Genomic DNA, 21,242 nt, shown 5'->3' on the forward strand with positions numbered 1-21,242 from the left:
GGTCGTACAGCGTGTGGTATTCGCGTTGGAACACCTGATTGTGGCGAAAGGGACAAAATTGTCGGTTTGATTCCATTGCGTGACAAAAATTTCATCTTTTGGGGGCAATGCCTTTAAAGTCGCCATATCCGAGTAAAATAGCCACTATATGGTTAAACCTCTAGAAGACCCCATTATTTGCTTTCTAGAGTGTATCGCCCCCGCGGGGAGTCTTTCGTGCGAGGGAAAATGCAGGAAGGAACCTTGTGGCAGACTCTGAAGTGAATAACGAGAATACCAATGTCGCCGATGAAGGTGACAACGAGCCCAAAACCGAAGCACAGATTGAGGCGGAAACCGATGCTTTGGAAGACGCCCAGCTTGATGACTCACTCGCCCCTGAGCATTATGACGCCAGTGATCTGAGGGTTTTGGAAGGCCTGGAGGCCGTGCGTATCCGCCCGGGTATGTATATCGGCTCCACCGGTCCGCGTGGCCTACATCACCTGGTTTATGAGATCGTCGATAATTCCGTCGACGAGGCGCTCGCCGGCTATGCGACGCATATCGAAGTAACCATCCTGCCGGATAATGGTGTACGTGTGGTCGACAACGGCCGTGGCATCCCCGTCGATGAAGTGCCCGGCGAAGGCGTCTCCGGTGTTGAGACGGTGATGACCAAGCTGCACGCAGGCGGCAAGTTCGGCGGCGGCGGTTACGCGGTCTCCGGCGGCCTGCACGGCGTCGGCATCTCCGTAGTCAACGCGCTTTCCACCGAAATCGATGTGGAGGTGCGCCGTCAGGGCTATCACTGGACGCAAAGCTTCAAGGATCAGAAGGCCACTGCCCCGCTGAAGCAGGGTGCGCCGATGGCCGAAGGCGAATCCACCGGCACGTCCGTTACCTTCTGGGCCGACCCGAAGATTTTCGAGACTACCGAATACGATTTCGAGACCCTCCGCTCTCGCTTCCAGCAGATGGCGTTCCTCAACAAAGGCCTGCGTATCTCGTTGACCGACGAGCGCAAGCACAACGTCGCTGGCGATGAAGTCGCCGGCGAGGACGATGCGACCGAAGAAAAGCCCGAAACCGTCTCCTATTGCTACCAGAACGGCATCAAGGATTACGTCGCCTATCTGGTCAAGTCCCGCAAGGCCACGCCGATCGAAGAAGAGGTCATCGATCTCGAAGCCGAGGATCTGAACCTCGGTATTTCCGCCGAAATCGCGCTGCAGTGGACCACCGCCTATTCCGAGGCTGTGCACACCTTCGCCAACACGATTTCCACCACCGAAGGCGGCACCCACGAAGAGGGCTTCCGCGCTGCGCTGACCAGCCTGGTCAACCGCTATGCGCGTGACAAGAACCTCTTGAAAGAGAAGGACGACAACCTTTCCGGCGACGACGTCCGCGAAGGTCTCACGGCCGTCGTGTCCGTCAAACTCACCAACCCGCAGTTCGAAGGCCAGACCAAGACCAAGCTTGGCAATTCCGAAGCCAAGACCTTCGTGCAGCGTGTGATGACCGACCGCCTCGGTGATTGGTTCGATGCCCATCCAAGTGACGCCAAGAACATCATTCAGAAGGCGCTCGAAGCCTCGCACGCGCGTATCGCCGCTAAGAAGGCTCGCGAGAACACGCGCCGCAAGTCTGTCTTCGAGACTGCCGGCATGCCCGACAAGTTGAAGGACTGCCAGTCCAACAACCCCGAGGAATGCGAACTGTTCATCGTCGAGGGCGATTCCGCAGGCGGCTCCGCCATCCAAGGGCGTAACCCGATTACGCAGGCCATTCTGCCGCTTCGTGGCAAGATTCTGAACACCGAGCGTGCATCCATCGACCGCATCATGAAGTCCGACACCATCGAGGCCTTGATTACGGCCGTCGGCGGCGGATATGGCGAGGATTTCGACCTCAACAAAGTGCGCTATCACAAGGTCATCATCATGGCCGATGCAGATGTCGACGGTGCGCACATCGCGACGCTCAACCTGACGCTCTTCTTCCGCTATATGCGGCCGATGATCTATGCCGGCTACGTCTATGTCGCCATGCCGCCGCTCTACCGAATCAAGTGGACCAAGGGTCCGCACAGCTTCGTCTACACCGACGCCGAACGCGACCGTGTCTTGAAAGAGGGCAAGGAATCCGGACGCCAGCTGCCGAAGGGCGAGGGCATCCAGCGCTACAAGGGCCTGGGCGAGATGAGCTACCAGGAGCTGTGGGGCACCACCATGGATCCTGAGCACCGCATCCTGAAGCAGGTCGAGATCGAGGACGCGGCCCAGGCCGATGAGACCTTCTCCATGCTGATGGGCGACGAGGTGGGCCCGCGCCGCGAGTTCATCCAGCGCAACGCCCCGAGTGCAAAGTTCATCGACGCTTAACGTCTGATGTTATTCGACATGAACGAATAGCAATCTAACTGAATAATTTTAAAAATATAAGGATTTACAGTGGCAGACGAAAACAATAACAACAATGACAGTGGTGATGACGAGTACATCCCCGGTGGCGCGCTCGAACCGTTGAGCCCGCAGGAGGCCGACAACACCGATTACGGCCTGATGACCGGCGAACGCATCCAGCGTATCGACCTGGGTCAGGAAATGCGCGAGTCCTACCTCGCCTACTCCCTCTCCGTGATTGTCGAACGTGCGCTCCCCGACGTGCGTGACGGCATGAAGCCGGTGCACCGCCGCGTGATCTACGCGATGTATGACGGCGGCTATCGTCCCGATCGCGGCTACAACAAGTGCTCCCGTGTCGTCGGCGACGTCATGGGCAAGTATCACCCGCACGGCGATTCCGCCATTTACGACACCTTGGTGCGTATGGCCCAGTCCTGGTCGATGCGCTACATGCTGGTCGACGGACAGGGCAACTTTGGTTCTCCCGGCGACGACCCAGCAGCTGCAATGCGTTACACCGAGTGCCGCATGGCGCCGCTCGCGATGGAAATGGTGCGCGACATCGACAAAGACACTGTCGATTTTGTGCCGAACTACGATGGCAAGACGCAGGAGCCGACCGTACTCCCCGCCCGCTTCCCGAACCTTCTGGTCAATGGCTCCTCCGGCATTGCCGTGGGCATGGCCACCAACATCCCGCCGCACAATATGCGCGAGGTTGCCGATGGTGTGCATTGGGCGCTTGATCACCCGGACGCCACCAAGGAAGAACTGCTCGAGGCGCTGCTGCAGCGCATCAAGGGTCCGGACTTCCCCACTGGCGCCACCATCCTCGGCCATAAGGGCATCGAGAAGGCCTATCGCACCGGCCGCGGCCTCATCACCATGCGCGCCGTGGTCAACACCGAAGAAATCAAGGGCCGTATGTGCCTCGTGGTCACCGAGCTGCCGTATCAGGTCAACCCCGACCGCCTCGCCGCTTCGATTCGTGACGCCGTGCGCGACGGCAAGATTCAGGGCATCGCCGACATGCGCGACGAGACTTCCGGCCGTACCGGTCAGCGCCTCGTTCTCATTCTGAAGCGCGACGCCGTTCCGAAGGTGGTGCTGAACAACCTCTACAAACACACCCAGCTGCAGGAGACGTTCGGCGCCAACATGCTTGCGCTGGTTGACAATGTGCCGCGCACGCTTTCGCTCGACGCTTTCGTCAGCCACTGGGTCGACCACCAGATGGAAGTCATCGACCGTCGTACCCGCTATTTGAAGCGTGAGGCCGAAGACCGCGACCACATCCTGCAGGGCTACTTGAAAGCCCTCGACATGATTGACGAGGTCATCGCTCTCATCCGCGCCTCTAAGGACGTCGAAACCGCGCGTACAGGCCTCGAAGATCTGCTCGATGTCGATGACGTGCAGGCCGACGCGATTCTGGCCATGCAGCTGCGTCGTCTCGCCGCTCTGGAACGTCAGAAGATCGTCGACGAGCACAACGAGCTGATGAAGAAGATCGCTGATTACAACGACATTCTCGCCAGCCCCGAACGCGAACGCAAGATCGTGGGCGATGAGCTCGACGAGATCGTAGCCAAGTACGGCGACGAACGCCGCACCAAGATCCTGCCGTTCTCCGGCGAGATGAGCGACGAGGACCTTATCGCCGACGAAAACGTGGTCGTCACCGTGACGCACTCCGGCTTCGTCAAGCGCACCAAGGCCGACGAATACCGCGCCCAGCACCGCGGTGGAAAGGGCATCAAGGGTGCCAAGCTGCGTCAGGATGATGTGGTCGACCACTTCTTCCTCACCTCCACGCACAACTGGATTCTCTTCTTCACCAACCGCGGCCGCGTCTTCAGGCTCAAGGCCTACGAGCTGCCAGAAGGTTCCCGCGATTCCAAGGGCCAGCATGTGGCCAACCTGCTGCAGCTCTCCCCCGACGAGAGCATCCAGGCCGTGCTTTCCATCCCCGATTACGAAGTCGCCAAGTACCTGGTGCTCGCGACCCGCTCCGGCAAGGTCAAGAAGACTCCGTTGGCACAGTACGATTCCACCCGTCAGGGCGGCCTCATTGCCGTGCGCCTGATGGAGGATCCGGAAACCGGCGAACCAGCCGATGAGCTGATTGGCGCAACGTTGTGCAACGCAGATGATGACATCATCTTCGTCTCCAAGCACGGCATGAGCCTGAAATTCAAAGCCGACGACGAGCAGCTGCGCCCAATGGGCCGCCAGACCGCCGGCGTGCAGGGCATGAAGTTCCGCGAGGGCGACGAGCTTCTGGCGATGGACGTGGTCCGCGCCGACATGGAAGACGAGTTGAGCCTCCTGGTGGTCACCAACGAGGGCTTCGCCAAGCGCACCTCCATCAGTCAGTACCGCCTCCAGGGACGCAACGGCTTTGGCGTCAAGGCGCTGCAGATGAACGAGGGCCGCGGCGAACTGGTGGGTGCGGTCATCGTGGCCGACTCCGACCAGGTCCTTGCCATCATGAAGTCCGGCAAGGTCATTCGCTCCGATGTCAACGAGGTCAAGCGCACCGGTCGTAATACGCAAGGTGTGACGCTTGCCAAGCCCGACAAGGGCGACGAGATCCTCTCCATCGCACGTAATACAGATACGGACGATGACGAGGACGAAGACAACGCGGAGAATAGCGAAGGCACCGATAACGCTAATGCTTCTGATTCCGCCGATTCCGCTACCGTCACCCCAGCGAGCGATGATTCGGCTTCGTCCGCCGACAACAGTGACGAGACAACCGAGTGATGCTCAAGTAAATAGCTGAGTCGTTCAACAGGACGACAGACAATGCTGCGGCCGCTGGTACCAATGAGGTATTGGCGGCCGCAGCGTTTGTTGTGATGATGATAAATTTGTCAAGAAAATTCACACTGTTTTTCGTCCCCGAAGACTGATAGCCTCTTAGCAGGTTCTTTTGCGCGGAAACAGGCGATTTTGAGCATTCTGCGTGGTGGGTCAAGGAGTAATGATGAACGAAAACGTTGACGATAATCAGCTTCGTCAGGCACGGAACGCAAGTACCGGTGCCGCAGAATCCGAACGCTCACCCCGCGTTGCCCGTTCCGTTCTCGGAGAGGGCTCCGGTCCCAAGTCGGAAGGCGCTCCGTGGCCGTTGAACAACAAGGCGGCTAACAAAAGCGGGCTTCCTCGTAAGCGCACCCCGCGCGCACGCCGCATGAGCCTTTCGCTCACCCGCGTCGACGCATGGTCCGTCGCCAAGGTGACGCTCCTGCTTTCCGTGGCTGCCGGCATCATCCAAATCGTTGCGGTCGCGCTTATCTGGGGGCTTTTGAATGTGGTCGGCGTCTTCGACCAGGTCACACAGATCGTCTCTTCTACCGGCCTTGACACCGGCGGCTTCAACCTGGCCAGCATTTTTTCGCTGGGTACCGTGCTGAGCGCGGTCACGATTCTCTCCATCGTCGAAGTCGTGGTCGCGACGTTGTTCGCGGTCATCATCGCGGCTCTTTACAATGTAATCAGCCAGCTCGTGGGGGGTGTGCACGTTACCCTCGGCGATGACTGACAACGCGCAATGAAGTGATTATGGGACGAGACCAAATGCGGAAAACACGGTCAACGAGCAAATCAAAACGACATGCAGCTGGCAATGATGCTTCCAAAGACAAGAAGAAAGTCGGTCCAGCCCATGCGAAGGACACTTCCGGACGCCTGACGGTTCAGGATATCATTTCGGTTCTTTTATACTGCCTTGTCGCGGTTATCATCGTAAGCCTTCTGCGCATATTCGTCATCGGCCTTTACGTCGTGCCTTCCGGCTCCATGGAAACGTCACTTAATATCGGCGATCATATCGTCACCAACCGTCTTGCCAAGCCCGTGCTGAAACTCAGGCGTGGAGACGTCGTGGTATTCAAGGACCCGGCGAATTGGCTGAATTCCAAAAATGTTTTCGCTTCCAATGATCTGGTCAAAAGATTGATTGGTTTGCCCGGAGATACTGTGGCCTGCGAGGGCAGCGGGGCTCCGGTGACGGTCAATGGCGTGCCGATCAACGAGTCCTCGTACCTCAAGGCCGGGGTTGCGCCAAGCAATTTCGCCTTCAAAACAAAGGTGACACCCGGCAACGTCTTCGTGCTCGGCGACAACCGTGCGAACTCCGCGGATTCCCGCTACCATGCCGACGACGGCAACCATGGCCTCGTTCCGCTAGACCGGATAAGGGGTGTCGCCATGCTCACCTTTATGCCTATTAGCAGGTTCGGCGTGGTCCATGCGCATCATGAGGTCTTCACGAAAGTAGGCGGGGCGGCGCACTCGTAAGTTGCGGGATTCGTTTCGAGTTGGCAGGATTTCGTAAGCCGCCTCCGCTAAAGTGGCCGATGTGATTGCCTACATCAGGACCTTCAGCACCTCGTTCATCCTCGCGATGACCATTTGGCCGATTCTCTCGGCCGTACTGACTCTGCCGATTCTGGCGGGTATGTACCACCGCTACCACCGCCTGCGTTCCAGCGCGGTGCTCGCGGCGTATCTGTGCGTGCTCTACGCGCTCGGGCTGGTCACCTTCACGCTTTACCCCATGCCCGACGACCCGGCGAAATACTGCCTGACCCACGCGCACAGGCCACAACTTCATGTAATGCAATTCATGACCGACCTGTCGACAGGCGGCAAGGGTGCGGTGCTGCAACTGGCGCTCAATGTTATCTTCTTCATTCCGCTCGGTTTCGCGCTTTCCCGTTGGGCCCGCTGGAAGTTCTACGCGGTGATTCCCGTCGGATTCCTGGTATCCCTGTTTATCGAAACCTCACAGCTTACAGGCGTTTGGGGCATCTATCCGTGCGCCTATAGGCAATTCGACGTTGACGACCTCCTGACCAACACGCTGGGCGCGATTATCGGTTGCTTCATCGCCTGGATTTACGGGGCTCTGGTGCCGGTGCGCGAGATCGAGGACCGGAGCGAGGTCATCGAGAAGCCGGGGCTGGTCCACCGCGCCGTTGCGCTGATGCTCGATCTGGTATTTATCATCGTTGTCGATGGATCGCTGACGCTGGGCTCGATCTATCTTTTCCAGAAATCCTCGAGATACCTTCCCAACGGCACATATATGTTCCTCGGCCACGCTTTCGGCACCGGCGTATCTGACGGGCTGGCGCAGTTCTTCACCCTGCTTTCGTTCGTCATTTTCGAGGTGCTCATTCCGGTGACGCACCGCGGGCAGACGCTTGGCGGCATGTTCACGCACATGAGTTGCGAGACCAAGGAGCGCCACGGTGGTGCGCGCGTTGCCTTTTATGTCGTCCGGTTGCTGGTATTGATGCTCACCACGATGCTTTTTGCGGCTCCCACCCGTCAGCTCGGCGTCATCGTCCTGATCGTGCTCGTCATCTTCTGGGTTTTCGCCCGTCAGATGCCCTACGACCTCATCCCCGGTCGCGATTGGAATGAGGGCGATTACCGCGAAATGCCGATGTGAATGTGAACGTGATTCTGGTTGAGAACCGCAGGTTCGGTCAGTCGTGGCGGGACTCCGTGGTTTTTAGTACTTGGCTTTAGTACCGTTCCGTGTTGGCTACCAGCCATTCGTAGAGAAAAATGCTAAATAGTGTCAATGCCGTTGCACATATTGTTTGCGGAACAAACCTGCGCAGCAATACGGCTACCAGAATGGACAGGACGCTGAATAGGACGGAAAGGTACATCGTACCTTTTATGGCACGAAGCCAACTATAATCTGGGCGCAGATATATTCGAAAACAACCAGTAAAAGTCAATATGATAAGTATGCATTGTGTGATTGAGACTACCCATAGTACCGGTGAAAAATATTGCAATTCTGCTATCGCTTCCCAAACACTCACAAGAAAAATTGCCAATAAGGAAAAAATAACGATGTAAAGCAGCAAACGTCGGCGGCCGAAATGTTTGTGTTGTGTTTTGGAATCCAGCTCATCAGGCCTAAGGCCAACGCCCGCAGATTCATCTTTGAAACGCAATCTTGACGAAGCCGATTCAGCTTTTGCCGGTATTTTTGGCATTGTCGGTGCGTTGTTTTGCAACAGCGCCTTTTCTTCGTTTAAAGATTGTTCGGCCTTATCGTCGACTTTGCGTTGCGAGATTTTCGCGAAAAGAGCAGGGATGAACCCTATCGCCGTGACCAAAAAGTGCCACGAACTATATAAAGGAAAATAGAATATGATCGGCGGCAATAAAAGAAATGATGCGCATCCGAGGGCGGTAGCAAGGTTGGCCATCATCGAGCGCCATAATGCGTTTCTTTCGGTTTTCTTCTCGGCCCGCCTTATCTCTACTATTCCAAAACATGCGAAAGGAATCGCTTCCAGCATGCACAGAAAAGCCAAAAGCTCGAGAATGGGAGCGAGGCTTGCAGTGAGCGATATAGAGAAACTCGTTACGAATATGAGACATCCGGCAACGAGTAGAATCCACCCCGCGTTACTGTGAAATCGGTTGACTCTTTTGTTGGTTATCGAAGTTAGGTATGCGAAATAAGACGAAGTTGGATCGTTCCCGTAGTGCTCATTCGGGTGTTCAGCGTCTTCGGTTTCTGGTGTTCTATACACGTTGCGTTCCTCTCTGCGCACCGATATGCAATCAACAGCTGTGATTTTTGGGTGTTTTCGCTCGTTTCTGATGGTCGGTGTTTAGTCGCCAAAGATGTGGTGGTTTATAGGTTGTGCCAGCCGTTTCCCTTTGCCGCAGGCGGCCAGTGGCAGGGTGGCGGCGAGTGCGGTCGTGATGGGAGTTATCACAATTCGAAGCGTACGGAGGTGTCTGCTTGTCATTTCGTGGTGTCCTCGGATGGTTCCGGTTCGGGGTTGGCTGGCGGGTCTGGTTCGATGAGCTGTATGGAGTCGGCGATGTGGTTGAATTCCATGGCTCGGGCGAGCAGGTGTTCGGTGGAGGAGGTCATGGAGATTATCGCCTCTTTGCCGTGTGCGGGCAGGATAATCGTGACGTTGTATCGAGAATCAGTTGTTTCGGGATTGGTAAGGTAACCAAGCATGCCGATGTCGTTGCCGTGGTATGTGCCGTCTTCTGTGAGATTGCTGTAGTGTTTGGTGGCGTACTGGATGATTGATGCGTCCGGGTTCTTTTCGATGAGTGTCTGGCGCAGGGCGGCGAGTCTGGCGTCGGTGTCTTTTTGCCAAGTCCGTTCGCTTGGCTGGGCGATGACGTAGGCCGTATCCGTCTTGCAGCGCAGGATGGTGATTTTCGATAGTGCGTCGAGCATGAGTCGGATGGTCTTGCCATCGGGTTTGCCGTTTGGTTCGCTTGGCACTCCGCTGGCTTCCAGTTTGTCGTATATCGCTAGGTAATCGGCCACCCCCTTGTCGCCGGTCCGGATGGGTGGGCGTTGTTCATAGTTGTCCGGCAGTGGTATCGCCATGGCTCCGTCGAGGATGGTTATATTGGTATCTGCTTTGGGCGTGACGCCCGTTTCGGTGTTCATGTGTGCTGCTCTTTTATAGATGGAATCTGTGGGATTCAGGCTCCGTAGTCTTGGGGTTGGTAATCAGGGCTCTGTGACCAAGGGTATTGCTGCATGAGTTGTCCGCTGTGGCAGTTGTAGATGTTGATCTGCATGTCCCAAGGGCCAGTGCCGCCGTTCAGGTAATAAAGTCCTCCGTTGATTTTGGGTATGCTGCCGAGAGTCATGACATAGTTGTTGCGGGTGAGTTTGTTGTCGCACCATAGGGAGAATGTTCTGCCGTCTTTGCTGATCTGGAAGTGGTAGCCGTTGTGCTTGTTGTTGGCGTCTTTGTTGAAGGCTTGCCCGAATTCTTTTCGTTCTTTCTGGTATTCCTTGATGTTGGCTTCCAGCTGTTTCTCGGTCGCGGTGGTGACGACATCGCCGTCCGGTGTGGCGTATGCGTCGGTATAATCGTCATGCTGCTCCTTGAATACTTTGGCTACGTGTGTTGGGGAATCGTTGGCATTGTCGAAGAGGTAGTGTTTGACGAAGAATTTGTCGTAGGTGATAGTTTTGGTTTTACCTTTGCCGGCATCTTCGTCCCTGGGTGTTGTGTTCTGTGATTGTGTGGTCGGGTTTTTCGTGCTTGGCGTGCTGGTGCCACATCCGGCAAGAGAAACAGATAAGCACAAAACCGTAATCATCAAGATGATGGTTGATTTAAGTCGTGTTTTTGTATGCATGATGCCGTTCTTTCTAATTGCATTTCGTTCGGAACGATGGATATAACAAAATTGGCTGTCTTCTATCAATGAAATAGATATGTTTCAGAATGCTAATGAACATCAATTTGTGTTTATTTCGCGAACGCGAGTATGCCGAGTTCGATGAGAAGTTTAAGAAGATATGCCATGAGCGCGGCCTTGGACATGTTGATGATGACCGTTGCCATTTGTGGAGTCAACAAATGGCTGAGAAGATAAACGACATAGACTACCACTGGGGCAGGCACGCGTAAGTTTGCCAATGCTGCTTTGATTCGATCCAGGGCTTTCATCACTACAGGGTCGGTTACTGTAACGGGTGCAGAAGGGGTATTTGGCGGAATATGCCATTGGAAATCTTTGGTGGTTCGTGATATCTGTGCTGGCAGTGCCATTGGGTAGCTGGTCTTCAACGGCTGAAGTTATAGTGAGTTCGTGTGTTTCCGTGTTGAATTTGAGGGTGAAGCTTTCGGTCTGACCATTCTCGGTCTTGTGCCATGATTCAGTAATGATTTTTGTTTTAAAATCGTAAGGATTATCACCTTTGTTGTCGCTCACCCACCCATTGGTATCTAGGTTGCCGTCTTTATCGATTTTGATGCCATCTTTGCTGAAAGAGAGCATGTCTTTAAGCTGGAGTTTTTCGTTTTCAAAAGCGTCATCCGGGATATCGAGGGTTATGGTGCCTTTGCCTCCGTTGTAGTCGGAAACATGAAAGCCGATTATTATTAGCAGTCCCCCGCCGAGATTCATGGTCCATGTTTCATTGGCTTTGAGGCTCGGCGAATGGTCGAGCGCAAACTGCGCGATGGCTTTGAATGCTTCGACAGCTACGTGCGGATCTTTCGTTGCGGCGTTCACATCAAGCCCGTTTCCCGCTATTTCCGCGAGATATTTGTCGATGCTGAGATATCCGTCGATTCCGGCTTTGAGTTTGCCGTTGATGTTGGCGGCTGTGAATGAGCCTCCTGAACTCACGGTGTCGGTAAGGGCCTTGAGCTGAGCGGTGAAGCCGTTGATGTCAGCGCCTGTTGCCGCGAACTTCGTCATGTAGCCGCTGGCGTCGTTGTTGACGCGGGTCCAAATCTGTTGGATTTGTTTGCGGGTGGTGTTGTTGATATCTATCAGTTGGCGTTCATAGGCGTCTTGGCCTTGAAAGACTTTGATGCCTTCGTTGATAAGCCAGCCGATGGCAGAGAATTTATCGACACCATCCCAGAAGTTGTCCCATCTACTTCCCTGGTCGGAGCATACCTTGCTGACATCCTGTAGATATTTTTGTTTCGTGCTTTCGCGAAAGTCCCTGGTTACCATGGTTCTCGTCTCTGTTATATCGTTTTGCGGATGTTTTTATCGTGGCTGCTAAGCGCGCTTGTATTGGTGATCTGCGTCAGCCTTTGAACTGCCAGGAGGCTTTGTCGTCGCTGCTTTTGTATGAGTCTCGGGCTTTTTGCAGGAAGTTGGCGGTGCTCGAGAACAGGTTTCCCATTTGCTGAATCATGGTGCTATACGATTGGTCTACACCGTGTATGGTGTCGATTACCTCGCCTCCACCCTGTTTGCCAGCCGCGTTGTAAGGAGTGCAATCGTTGGCGAGTATGCGAAGTTGTTTGATGGCATCATCCATAGTGCTGATGCTCATCGATATTGGTTTACCCGTTTTTCATCCTTGCGTTCAATAATCAGTAAAGTGGCTGGTCGTCATTCTTGACTTGACCGATGAAATTGCCGATAGTGGTTGAGAAGGACTCTCCAATAGACTGCAGGCGTGGAGATTGGCTGTTGCCATGCAGGCTTGAGGCCACGTTCTTGAAGGCCAGGATTGCATCATGGAATTGGCCTGAGGGCACGCCTTCATCAGCGACTAATTGCAGAATATCCAAATAGTTTCCGAAGAGAGCATCTACGGATCCTCCATTGCTTTTGCATGAATTGCCGACCTTGTAGACGTAGCTATCGTCAATTACCAGATTCGGATCCTCTGCCATCACCGGTCTCCTTCCTTTGGTGTTTCAAGCCTTTGCTGCTCTCTCGCCATTTCCTGCTCCTCCTCTTTGGCTCGTTTCAGCTTTTTCTTGTAGTAGGTTTTGTCTTCTTCGATATCGTCCATCTGGCGATTGCAATCCTTGATTTGCAGTTCCTGCTCTTCGACTTGGCTATCGACGTGGCGCAGGGTTTCGTCGTAGCTGTCGGCGATATTGATGTAGGGGCTTCCCTGAATCCGGTTGGTCATCATATCGAGGAAAAGCTCGGTTCCGCGGCATTGCGGGGCATCCTCTCGCAAGCCGCAGAGTGCCGCGCGTCTGTAATCTTGGCGGTCTTCGAACTCTTGCCGTTGTTGTTGGAGATGGCTGCGGATGTCTTGGCAAGCCGACAGGCTTTGTTCGGCTTGCCGGCGTCGGGCCTCCACCTTCTGGCCTCGTCGTTCGAGCGTGGCCAGTTTATCGTTGATTGTATCGGAATATGCCATGTTGCTCCCCAGATACTAAATCGCCAGAAGAAACTCTTCGGTATATTTATATCATATATAAATAGAAAATATTGCTTAATGATTATTTATACAAAGGGCGCTTTAGCGATGGTAGTGCGGGGAAAATACGCCTTGCTGATGTTTAAGTGCATTTTGCTGGCGGCGGCGTCGGAAAGATGCATCTTGAGACGCGTTAGGTGCACTGCTTTGACGGTGAAAATATGAAACCCGTCGACTGGTGTGAGGCCAGCGGCGGGTTTCGTATTTATGCTTGAGCGAATGTGCTCAGAGTCATCGAGCCGAGTGGTTCGGTTTGACAGGAGGATGGATTCAGCAAACGCCTTGGGCGACCATGGCGTTGGCGACCTTGACGAAGCCGGCGGCGTTGGCGCCGAGCATCAAGTCACCTTCGTGGCCGTACTCCTTGGCGGCGGCCAGGGAGTTGGTGACGATGTTCTCCATGATGTCCTTGAGCTTGTTGTCGACCTCTTCGAAGGTCCAGGAAAGACGATACGAGTTCTGGCTCATCTCAAGGCCGGAAACCGCGACACCGCCGGCATTGGAGGCCTTGGCGGGGCCGTAGAGCAGGCCGGCCTTCTGGTACGTCGAAATCGCTTCAGGCGTGGATGGCATGTTCGCACCTTCGCAGACGACCTTGCAACCGTTCTTCACCAGCGCGGCCGCGGATTCGCCGTCGACCTCGTTCTGGGTGGCGCAGGGCAGCGCGATGTCGCACGGAACGGTCCAGACGCCCTTGCTGCCTTCGTGGTATTCGGCACCGGCCACACGGTCGGCATATTCCTTGATGCGGCCGCGGTGGCCGAGCTTGATGTCCTTGACCACGTCGAGCTGAATGCCGTTCGGATCGTAGACATAGCCGTTGGAATCGGAGCAGGTGACGACCTTCGCGCCCATTTCCTGCGCCTTTTCGATGGCGAAGATGGCGACGTTGCCGGAGCCGGAGATCACGACGGTCTTGCCCTCGAACGAATCATTCTTCAAGGTGCGCAGCGCGGCGGCGGTGTAATAGCAGAGGCCGTAACCGGTCGCTTCGGTGCGGGCGAGCGAGCCGCCGAACTCAAGACCCTTGCCGGTCAGGACGCCAGAATACTCGTTGCGGATGCGCTTGTACTGGCCGAACATGTAGCCGATCTCGCGCGCGCCCACGTTGATATCGCCGGCGGGAACGTCGGTGAACTGGCCAATGTGACGCTGCAGCTCGGTCATGAAGGCCTGGCAGAAGCGCATGACCTCACCGTCGCTGCGGCCGCGCGGGTCGAAGTCGGAACCGCCCTTGGCGCCGCCCATGGGCAGACCGGTCAGCGAGTTCTTCAGCACCTGTTCGAAGCCGAGGAACTTGATGACGGATTCGGTGACAGTCGGGTGCAGGCGAAGGCCGCCCTTGTAGGGTCCGATGGCGGAGTTGAACTGGATGCGATAACCACGGTTGACCTGCACCTTGCCCTCGTCGTCAACCCAGGCGACGCGGAACTTGATGGCGCGCTCAGGCTCGACCAAGCGCTCGAGGATACCATTCTTCTCATATTCCGGGTGTTTTTCGACAACCGGTTCCAAAGTCTCGAAGACCTCGCGGACGGCCTGCAGGAACTCGGGCTGGTCGCCATCACGCTTTTCAACCTGCGCATATACGCGCTTGACATAGTCATTGGTCAGCATTGATACTCCATTGTTGAGTGAATATTGCCGGTTTTTATTGTAAGAATCCGCCGGGAGTGGTGGAAGGGCATGTTCAAAAAACTGGGCATCTTTTTTAGGCGTCGTTTACGAAACGGAAACATAATGTGGCCACTGCCAACCCGCTCATCTGGGCGCGAAACAGGGAATCCGCCATAAAAAAGCTGCTGATGGGTGGTGAGTGGCCTGAAAATTTCATTGTGCCATAAATGGGCCGGTAAGCCGTGCTCAGTGGCTTATTTATCGCGGATTCGTGGTGGAGGCGCCGGGCGAAGGAGCGGGTGTCGGGAATGTATGGAGTGCTTTGCCGGTTGTTTGGTTTAGTAGGAACGCTACGACATACCGGGAGGGCAGCATGTTCAAAGGGTTCAAGAAATTCATCTCGCGCGGCAACATGATCGACATGGCGGTCGGCGTGGTTATGGGCGCCGCGGTGACCGCCGTGGTCAACTCGATCGTCAACAATCTCATCAATCCGCTGATCGCCATGATCTTCGGCAAGCCGAACATGAACAACCTGCTGACCGTCACCTTCAACCACTCCACCATCTCGTTCGGCGCAATTCTGGGCGCGCTTCTCAACTTCCTGATGATTGCGGTCGCCGTCTATTTCTGCATCCTCGTGCCGATTAACAAGTTCCGTGACATGTCGGAGTCGATCTTCAAGAAGAAAGACGACGAGGAAGAGAAGAAGGAGATCAGTACCGACCAGCAGACCGTCGACCTGTTGAAGGAGATTTCCGCGGAGCTCAAGGATATCAAGGCTGGCAACAATGGCACAGACCAGATCGAGAAGGGCGATGCGGCCGAAACCGAAAAACAGTAGGTTTGCGATACGATATTTTTTGTAATACGATAATCTTTGGCCGCTGGGGGTTACATTAGCCCGATTTGTTACTATGCTTGGTTGCACGGGTGTGACTTGGTCATTGAGTAAGGGACGGTAGGGTTCAAGTATGTTTGTTCGTAACGATTCGCTGATGAACGGAAGGCCTGATAATGTGCGTTCCGTGAGGCAAGGTACGGATGCGTTGCGCAACAATACCGCGAATGTCGCCGATTACTCGTCTTCAGGTCAGCCTGTTAATTACGGCGACACCGCTGATTCCGTGGGTAGCGGGCATATCCGCATCGCCGGCGAACGCGGAAAAGTTCCGGCTCGTTCCTCCGTTTTTCCGGAAGTCACCTTCTCCCATACCACCTTGCCGGCCACGGTGATGGAATGGACGCGCGACGAGGCCGCCGCCAAAATGGCCACAATGGTCTTCCTGCTCCACGGACACGTCGAAATCAGTACGTCCGACAACAAGATCCTCAAGCGTCGTCCAGGCGTTTTCCTCATTCCTCCAGAAACCGGCGATGTGGTTTTCCAGACCACGGCTCCGGCCAACGAGCTGATCGGCGTGAGCCTTTCCTCGCGGCTTTTCGCGACGATCCTTCCCGATTACAAGACCTATTCGATGATGGGGCAGAATTCCAAGCTTGACGTCGTTTCGCTGCAGCCGCTGCTCGCCTTCGTGGTGAGCGCCTGCAACCTGAACAACCAGCATGCCCAGATGGTCGATACGCTGGAAACCGTAGCCAACGACGTGGCGCGTGCGCTCTTGATCGCGTGCTTCGGCCGAGGCATGAGCGTGATGCCGCTGATCGAGCGCGTGCGCAAATACGTTTCCGAAAACTACACCGATTCCGCATTGAGCGTCACGAAGACGGCCGAGCACGAGAACGTTTCCGTGCGTACCGTCCAGCTCGCGCTGCAGGAGGCGGACACCAATTTCACCGCGCTTGTCCGCCGCGCCCGCACCGAAGCGGCCCTGGAGCTGCGCAAGAGCCAGCCGTCGCTGACGTTGGTGGAGATCGGAGATCGCTGTGGGTTCGGTTCCGTCTCTTCGCTGCGTCGTGCGTTGAAGATCCACGAGGAAATGGAAGACGAGGACGACGAAGAGTAGTCTGACCTTTTTGTTGGTCGCTTGGGTGTGTGTCGCCTATTGAGTCGTTTTGATTATTTTGCTATTTTAGTGCTCATTGCGTTTCTCGGCGTGTCGTTTTGTTTGTGTAATTTAGATCACATTTTCTATTTGTCTATTGTATTGCGCAATGTAAAACTTTGAAGGTAATTTGTTATACATTGAATGTATATATGACTTCGCTTGACGCATAATATTCATTTTTCGTAATGCTAAATAGTTTTGTGTGACAAAGTTAAAAACAGCTGAAAATACTTGGAACAGCTTGCTTCTCACGAAATTCGTAAAAAGCGTCAGGAGACGAAGAAGTGTCTAATCAACTAACTTCACACAAGATATGTAATAAATTATCCACTAAAATCGCTGCTATTATCGGTACGATAGCTATGCTTCTGACGGGATTTGTGGCATTCACCAACACTGCCAACGCGATTCCTGCAACCGGTGGCAACGGCCGTATGGGCACGGCCATCAACTGGGTCGAATGGGGTGCCGAACACGACTCCATTTCCGGCTCGAAGGTGACGTGGACCAAGCCTGTTCAGGCAGGCCCGAGCAAGTGGATGTCGACTCGATGCTCCCTGTCGCCGACCGCCGGTGCAACCGATGCGCTTTCGTCTTCCAATACGGTGACGGTCTACAAGCCGGGCAGCTACAGCGGCGACGGTTTGGGACAGATGTACTTTGACGGCGCTTCGGGTTATGGCAACAATATGAAAATCGGCCTGGCCACCACCAACGACGCCGAAAAGGTGACGTTCGATTTCAACTGTTCCGCGTATCTGATCGACTCCTCCACCGATCCGAGCGGCAACCTCACCGACACGACCAACACCAGCGGCAGCGATTTCTTCAGTATCCCGCTGCAGGGCCTGGTCTTCGCCGATGCCGAGTCCAATAACTGGACGTATTACCAAAGCGAATACATCAAGGCCACCCCGAAGAACGGCACCAACCCGGCTTGGCGCCTGCTTGACAGCTACCGCACTCCCGGCTGCGCCACCAATTCCGTGGCCGAACTCAAGGGCAGCACAATGCGATTCCGCTCCGACGGCGGTCAATGCTCCAATTCCGGCGGCACAGGCCCATCCTCGACGATGTTCCTGCAAGGTTCCACCGACGCGACGGTGACGCTCAAGGGCGGCGGCAAGACGGCCGTGGCCTTGGGCAGCATCGTCTCCTCCGATTTCGGCGACGCGCCTGAAAGCTTCGGCGTGGCCGGTTCCATGTTCCAGCCTTCTTGGCAGGGCGGCGAGCTCGGCAACGGCGACATCCCCAGCACCGATTACGCCACCCAGGATCCTCACGATCCCGACACCAGCATGGTTGGCGGCAAGATTTTCAACCTTTCCGAAGCCAGGGACGGGATGGGAAGCAATGCGAATCTGATCGCACAGGCCGAGGCGCCGAGCCCCCGACTTGGAGCCCACGAGGACGGCGAAACCGGGCCGCATTTCGATGCTGATGCCGATTGGGATGACTTCAACGGTGACTCCGCCTTTGCAGTCGCCCCCGGTGACGTGGTCAACGACGAGGATGGCGTCGATATCCCGACCTCCACCCACGCCGTCAAAGTATTGCCTGATGCGGACGGTACATTCACCCAGAAAGTTCGTTGCTACGGTTCCGGTGATGTGCGTGGCTGGATCGATTGGAACCACGACGGAAGTTTCGAAACGGCCCAGGCGACTGGGGCCGGTGAAAGAGAGGCCGAGGCCAGCAACCAGGTGGCCTGTTCTGCAGATTCCAGCTCGCCCACTGGCTATTCGGCGACGTTGCATTGGTATTTGCCCGGCGACGCCAAGCGCCAGATTTCGGCAGAAGGCAAGCCTTCCTATATGCGTTTGCGTATTACAAACCAAACGGCTCCCGGAAGCAGCAGCATCATGAATATGCAGCCGACCGGCATGACCAGCAGCTCCGGCGAGGTGGAGGACTACAGGGTCGATGTGCATGTCCCTACCCTGAGCGTCCGCACCAAGATCGCTGGTGACCGCAAGAGCCCGGACGACCAGGTGCGTATGGCCATCAATGTCGGCAACAGCAGCAGCGGTGGCCCGGAGATCAGCAATGCGACCACTACGGGCAATGTCAGCGGTTTGCAGTCGGCGATCATCGCGCCCCGCAGCGTGCGGCCGAGCTATGGCTATACCGTCACCGCGCCGGTCACCTATGGCAGCGGCAGTGGCCCTTCGTATTACAGTAAGACGGTCAAATGTGTTGATCTGAACAATGGTAGCGCCGACGTTCCGATAGATTCCAGCGGAAACTTGACCATGCCAAGCAGTTTCGACACGAATGTGCAATGTACCTATATCCTGACCCGCAACAGCGATCCGTCGCTGACGATGACCACGGTGGTCCGAAACAACTACGGCGGTACAAAAACCCCTGACGATTTCAGTTTCGGCGTTGTGGGTGATCGCTCGCCCGGCACGATCAACGATTTCCACAGCACCGGCGGCACCGGCAGCGATTCCCATTCGCTGGTCGATGACAATTATCTAGTCACGCCGTCCGAACTCCCTGCGGGCTATGAGCAGGTCGGCAATGTGGTCTATACCGATGATTCCAACGGAAATACAATAACCCCTGATCCGGTGACCGGGAAGATCACTCTCGTCCCCGGCCAGCATGTCACCGGCAAGCGCATCGTGCGTGATATGCCCGGCAAGCTGAAGCTGGTCACGCAGGTCGACAACTCCAACGGCGGCACCGCCACCCCCAACGATTTCCAATTCGGCGTGACGCCCGACGGTGGCAACGAAACCGATACGGTCGTCTATAACGAGGGTGATCAGAAAGAGGTTCCCGCGGCCAAGTACACGGTCGTCGGTTCCATGCTTCCCGGCTACGTTCAAGTGGGCGATATTGCGTATACCGATGACATCACCCATTTGCCGTTGACCCCGAGTGCCGCGCAGATCGCCATCGCCAACGGCCAGTCGGTGACCGGCGTGCGCAAGGTGGCCAGCAAACCGGCGAGCCTCACGATCAAGACCGTAGTGCGCGGTGGCAGTGCGGTTCCTTCGGACTTCCCCGTGACTGTCACCCCGAACGGCGGCTCTGCGGTTTCGATGCCCGACAGTGTTTCCCATAACTTCCCCGGCAACCAGTACGAGGTCGCTACGGATATGAGTGGACGGCCCGGTTACACCATCAGCAGTCCTTTGAGCTGTGTGCTCAACAACTCCGTGCAGGTGCCTCTGGCGGGTGGCAAGGTTCCGCTCAATTACGGACAGAACGTCGTCTGCACCCAGGAAGTCACCCCGGGCGTGGCCCACCTGACCCTTTCGACGGTGGTTCAGGGCGACGGCACCGCCACTCCCAACGATTTCGACTTCACGGTCACTCCGGCCGGCGGCACCGGCGAAACCTTCAAGGAAGGCGTCTCGCAAGATGCTCCGACCGGCAACTTCACCGTGGTCGGCAGCGACAAGCCCGATTATGAGCAGGTCGGTGACATTGTCTACCACAAGGACAGCGACCCCAGCGTTACGCTGACCCTGGCCCAGGCGCAGGCCGCGATCGCCAACGGCGAGAGTGTCTCTGGCGTGAGAACCGTGAAAAGTCACCAGCCCGTCCTGACGGTCAAGCTCGTGCGCAACTACCGTTATGGTGGCACCGCCACGGGTGACGGCTCGCATATCAGCCTGGTTCCGCAAACCGGCTCCGCGCAGGACGTCACGCTCGACACAGCCAAGCACGTCGTCTCCGGCACGTATTCCATCAAGCAGCTGCTGAGCGCGGGCTACAAGCAGGTCTCCATCGAGGTCAAGCTCGATAGCGGCACGCCGGTCACGGTCAACGCCGACGGCACGTTCGTTGTACCGCAAGACGAGAACGTCATCGCCACCATCAAGAACGAGGACGATCCGGGAACGGTGGAATGGTCGCGCTTCGACGAGGACGGCAGGACGCTCCTGCCCGGTTCGACTTGGCATCTGGACGGACCGAACGGCGCGAGCATCGATGTCACCGATTGCACATCCGGTCCTTGTACCGGTGCCGATCAGGATCCGACGCCCGGCAAATTCAAGGTTCCGAACCTCCCGTGGGGCGAATGGACGATCACCGAGGTCATCCCTCCGGCCGGCCATGAGCTCACCAGGCCGGCGCATCTGCCCCTGAACCCGACCGACGGGCTCCTGCAGCACGCCGAATTCCAGGACGGCAAGAAGCCGGTCGTCACTCCCGGTGCCCAGCATCCGCCGGTTCAGGTCCAGCCCCGGTCCCAGCCCGCTGCCGCGCCGAGACTTTCCTCGACCGGCTCGGCGGTCGCCATGATGGCCGTATTTGCGCTGGCCGCATTGATGCTGGCATTCGGCATCGTGACGGCCAGGGTGTCGCGAAAGGGACGTCACGCACGTCATGAGTGAGGTGAGGCGTTGAAGCGCTGTGATGCTGTGGGGCCGTTTCGCTGTGGCGTTACGGCGCTGAAACGCTGAGCGCTAAGGAATTTCGCAAGCCGGTTTGATTGCAAGGCCGGCCCGCGATTCTGGTGGGGCAACGGAAGCCACTTTCCGTTGC

Annotated in this window: 16 protein-coding genes; 8 read left to right on the forward strand and 8 right to left on the reverse strand. The window is 56.2% G+C overall.

What is annotated here, in order from left to right:
* The first annotated feature begins 323 nt into the window (after positions 1–323).
* The 5 genes from gyrB to PT279_RS00160 all read left to right on the forward strand — a co-directional run bounded on the left by gyrB (position 324) and on the right by PT279_RS00160 (position 7,857).
* Entirely contained in the window at positions 324–2,366 is a 2,043-nt protein-coding gene (gene gyrB / locus PT279_RS00140; RefSeq protein WP_277165166.1) for a DNA topoisomerase (ATP-hydrolyzing) subunit B, read from the forward strand.
* A gap of 69 nt (positions 2,367–2,435) precedes the next feature.
* The gene (gene gyrA, locus PT279_RS00145) at positions 2,436–5,159 is read left to right on the forward strand and encodes a DNA gyrase subunit A (RefSeq protein ID WP_277164302.1); all 2,724 of its coding nucleotides are present in this window, start codon (positions 2,436–2,438) and stop codon (positions 5,157–5,159) included.
* Between the two features lie 223 nt (positions 5,160–5,382).
* Positions 5,383–5,940: a DUF3566 domain-containing protein gene (locus PT279_RS00150; protein WP_277165168.1), complete on the forward strand. Its 558-nt coding sequence runs from the start codon at positions 5,383–5,385 to the stop codon at positions 5,938–5,940.
* Between the two features lie 35 nt (positions 5,941–5,975).
* The gene (gene lepB, locus PT279_RS00155) at positions 5,976–6,698 is read left to right on the forward strand and encodes a signal peptidase I (protein ID WP_277164304.1); all 723 of its coding nucleotides are present in this window, start codon (positions 5,976–5,978) and stop codon (positions 6,696–6,698) included.
* 52 nt (positions 6,699–6,750) lie between these two features.
* Entirely contained in the window at positions 6,751–7,857 is a 1,107-nt protein-coding gene (locus PT279_RS00160) for a VanZ family protein (RefSeq protein WP_277164306.1), read from the forward strand.
* Between the two features lie 76 nt (positions 7,858–7,933).
* On the opposite strand, the gene PT279_RS00165 is transcribed toward PT279_RS00160, so the two are convergent.
* The 8 genes from PT279_RS00165 to gdhA form a co-directional block, all read right to left on the reverse strand.
* Positions 7,934–8,728 (reverse strand): hypothetical protein, encoded by a 795-nt coding sequence (locus PT279_RS00165; protein ID WP_277164308.1) that lies wholly within the window; start codon positions 8,726–8,728, stop codon positions 7,934–7,936.
* 455 nt (positions 8,729–9,183) lie between these two features.
* Entirely contained in the window at positions 9,184–9,855 is a 672-nt protein-coding gene (locus PT279_RS00170) for a hypothetical protein (protein ID WP_277164310.1), read from the reverse strand.
* A gap of 35 nt (positions 9,856–9,890) precedes the next feature.
* Complete coding sequence (locus PT279_RS00175; RefSeq protein WP_277164312.1) at positions 9,891–10,559, reverse strand: hypothetical protein; 669 nt, start codon at positions 10,557–10,559, stop codon at positions 9,891–9,893.
* A 153-nt stretch (positions 10,560–10,712) separates the two neighbouring features.
* Positions 10,713–11,894: a hypothetical protein gene (locus PT279_RS00180; protein ID WP_277164314.1), complete on the reverse strand. Its 1,182-nt coding sequence runs from the start codon at positions 11,892–11,894 to the stop codon at positions 10,713–10,715.
* Between the two features lie 76 nt (positions 11,895–11,970).
* Positions 11,971–12,222 carry a hypothetical protein gene (locus PT279_RS00185; RefSeq protein WP_277164316.1) on the reverse strand — a complete coding sequence of 84 codons (252 nt, stop codon included), beginning with the start codon at positions 12,220–12,222 and terminating at the stop codon, positions 11,971–11,973.
* A 40-nt stretch (positions 12,223–12,262) separates the two neighbouring features.
* Positions 12,263–12,568 carry a hypothetical protein gene (locus tag PT279_RS00190; RefSeq protein WP_277164318.1) on the reverse strand — a complete coding sequence of 102 codons (306 nt, stop codon included), beginning with the start codon at positions 12,566–12,568 and terminating at the stop codon, positions 12,263–12,265.
* Entirely contained in the window at positions 12,568–13,050 is a 483-nt protein-coding gene (locus PT279_RS00195; RefSeq protein ID WP_277164320.1) for a hypothetical protein, read from the reverse strand. Before PT279_RS00195 ends, PT279_RS00190 begins: the two co-directional genes overlap by 1 nt.
* 330 nt (positions 13,051–13,380) lie before the next feature.
* Positions 13,381–14,727, reverse strand: coding sequence for an NADP-specific glutamate dehydrogenase (gene gdhA, locus PT279_RS00200; protein WP_277164322.1), 1,347 nt, complete (start codon positions 14,725–14,727; stop codon positions 13,381–13,383).
* A gap of 373 nt (positions 14,728–15,100) precedes the next feature.
* Between gdhA and mscL the strand changes: the two genes are divergently transcribed.
* From mscL to PT279_RS00215, 3 genes are all read left to right on the forward strand, one after another.
* Positions 15,101–15,571 (forward strand): large conductance mechanosensitive channel protein MscL, encoded by a 471-nt coding sequence (gene mscL / locus PT279_RS00205; protein WP_277164324.1) that lies wholly within the window; start codon positions 15,101–15,103, stop codon positions 15,569–15,571.
* 130 nt (positions 15,572–15,701) lie between these two features.
* Positions 15,702–16,694 carry a helix-turn-helix domain-containing protein gene (locus tag PT279_RS00210; protein ID WP_277164326.1) on the forward strand — a complete coding sequence of 331 codons (993 nt, stop codon included), beginning with the start codon at positions 15,702–15,704 and terminating at the stop codon, positions 16,692–16,694.
* A 422-nt stretch (positions 16,695–17,116) separates the two neighbouring features.
* Positions 17,117–21,091, forward strand: coding sequence for a CshA/CshB family fibrillar adhesin-related protein (locus PT279_RS00215; RefSeq protein ID WP_277164327.1), 3,975 nt, complete (start codon positions 17,117–17,119; stop codon positions 21,089–21,091).
* Positions 21,092–21,242: the final 151 nt, after the last annotated feature.

The sequence above is a fragment of the Bifidobacterium sp. ESL0784 genome (assembly GCF_029433295.1).
In the GTDB taxonomy this organism is placed as follows: Bacteria; Actinomycetota; Actinomycetes; order Actinomycetales; family Bifidobacteriaceae; genus Bifidobacterium.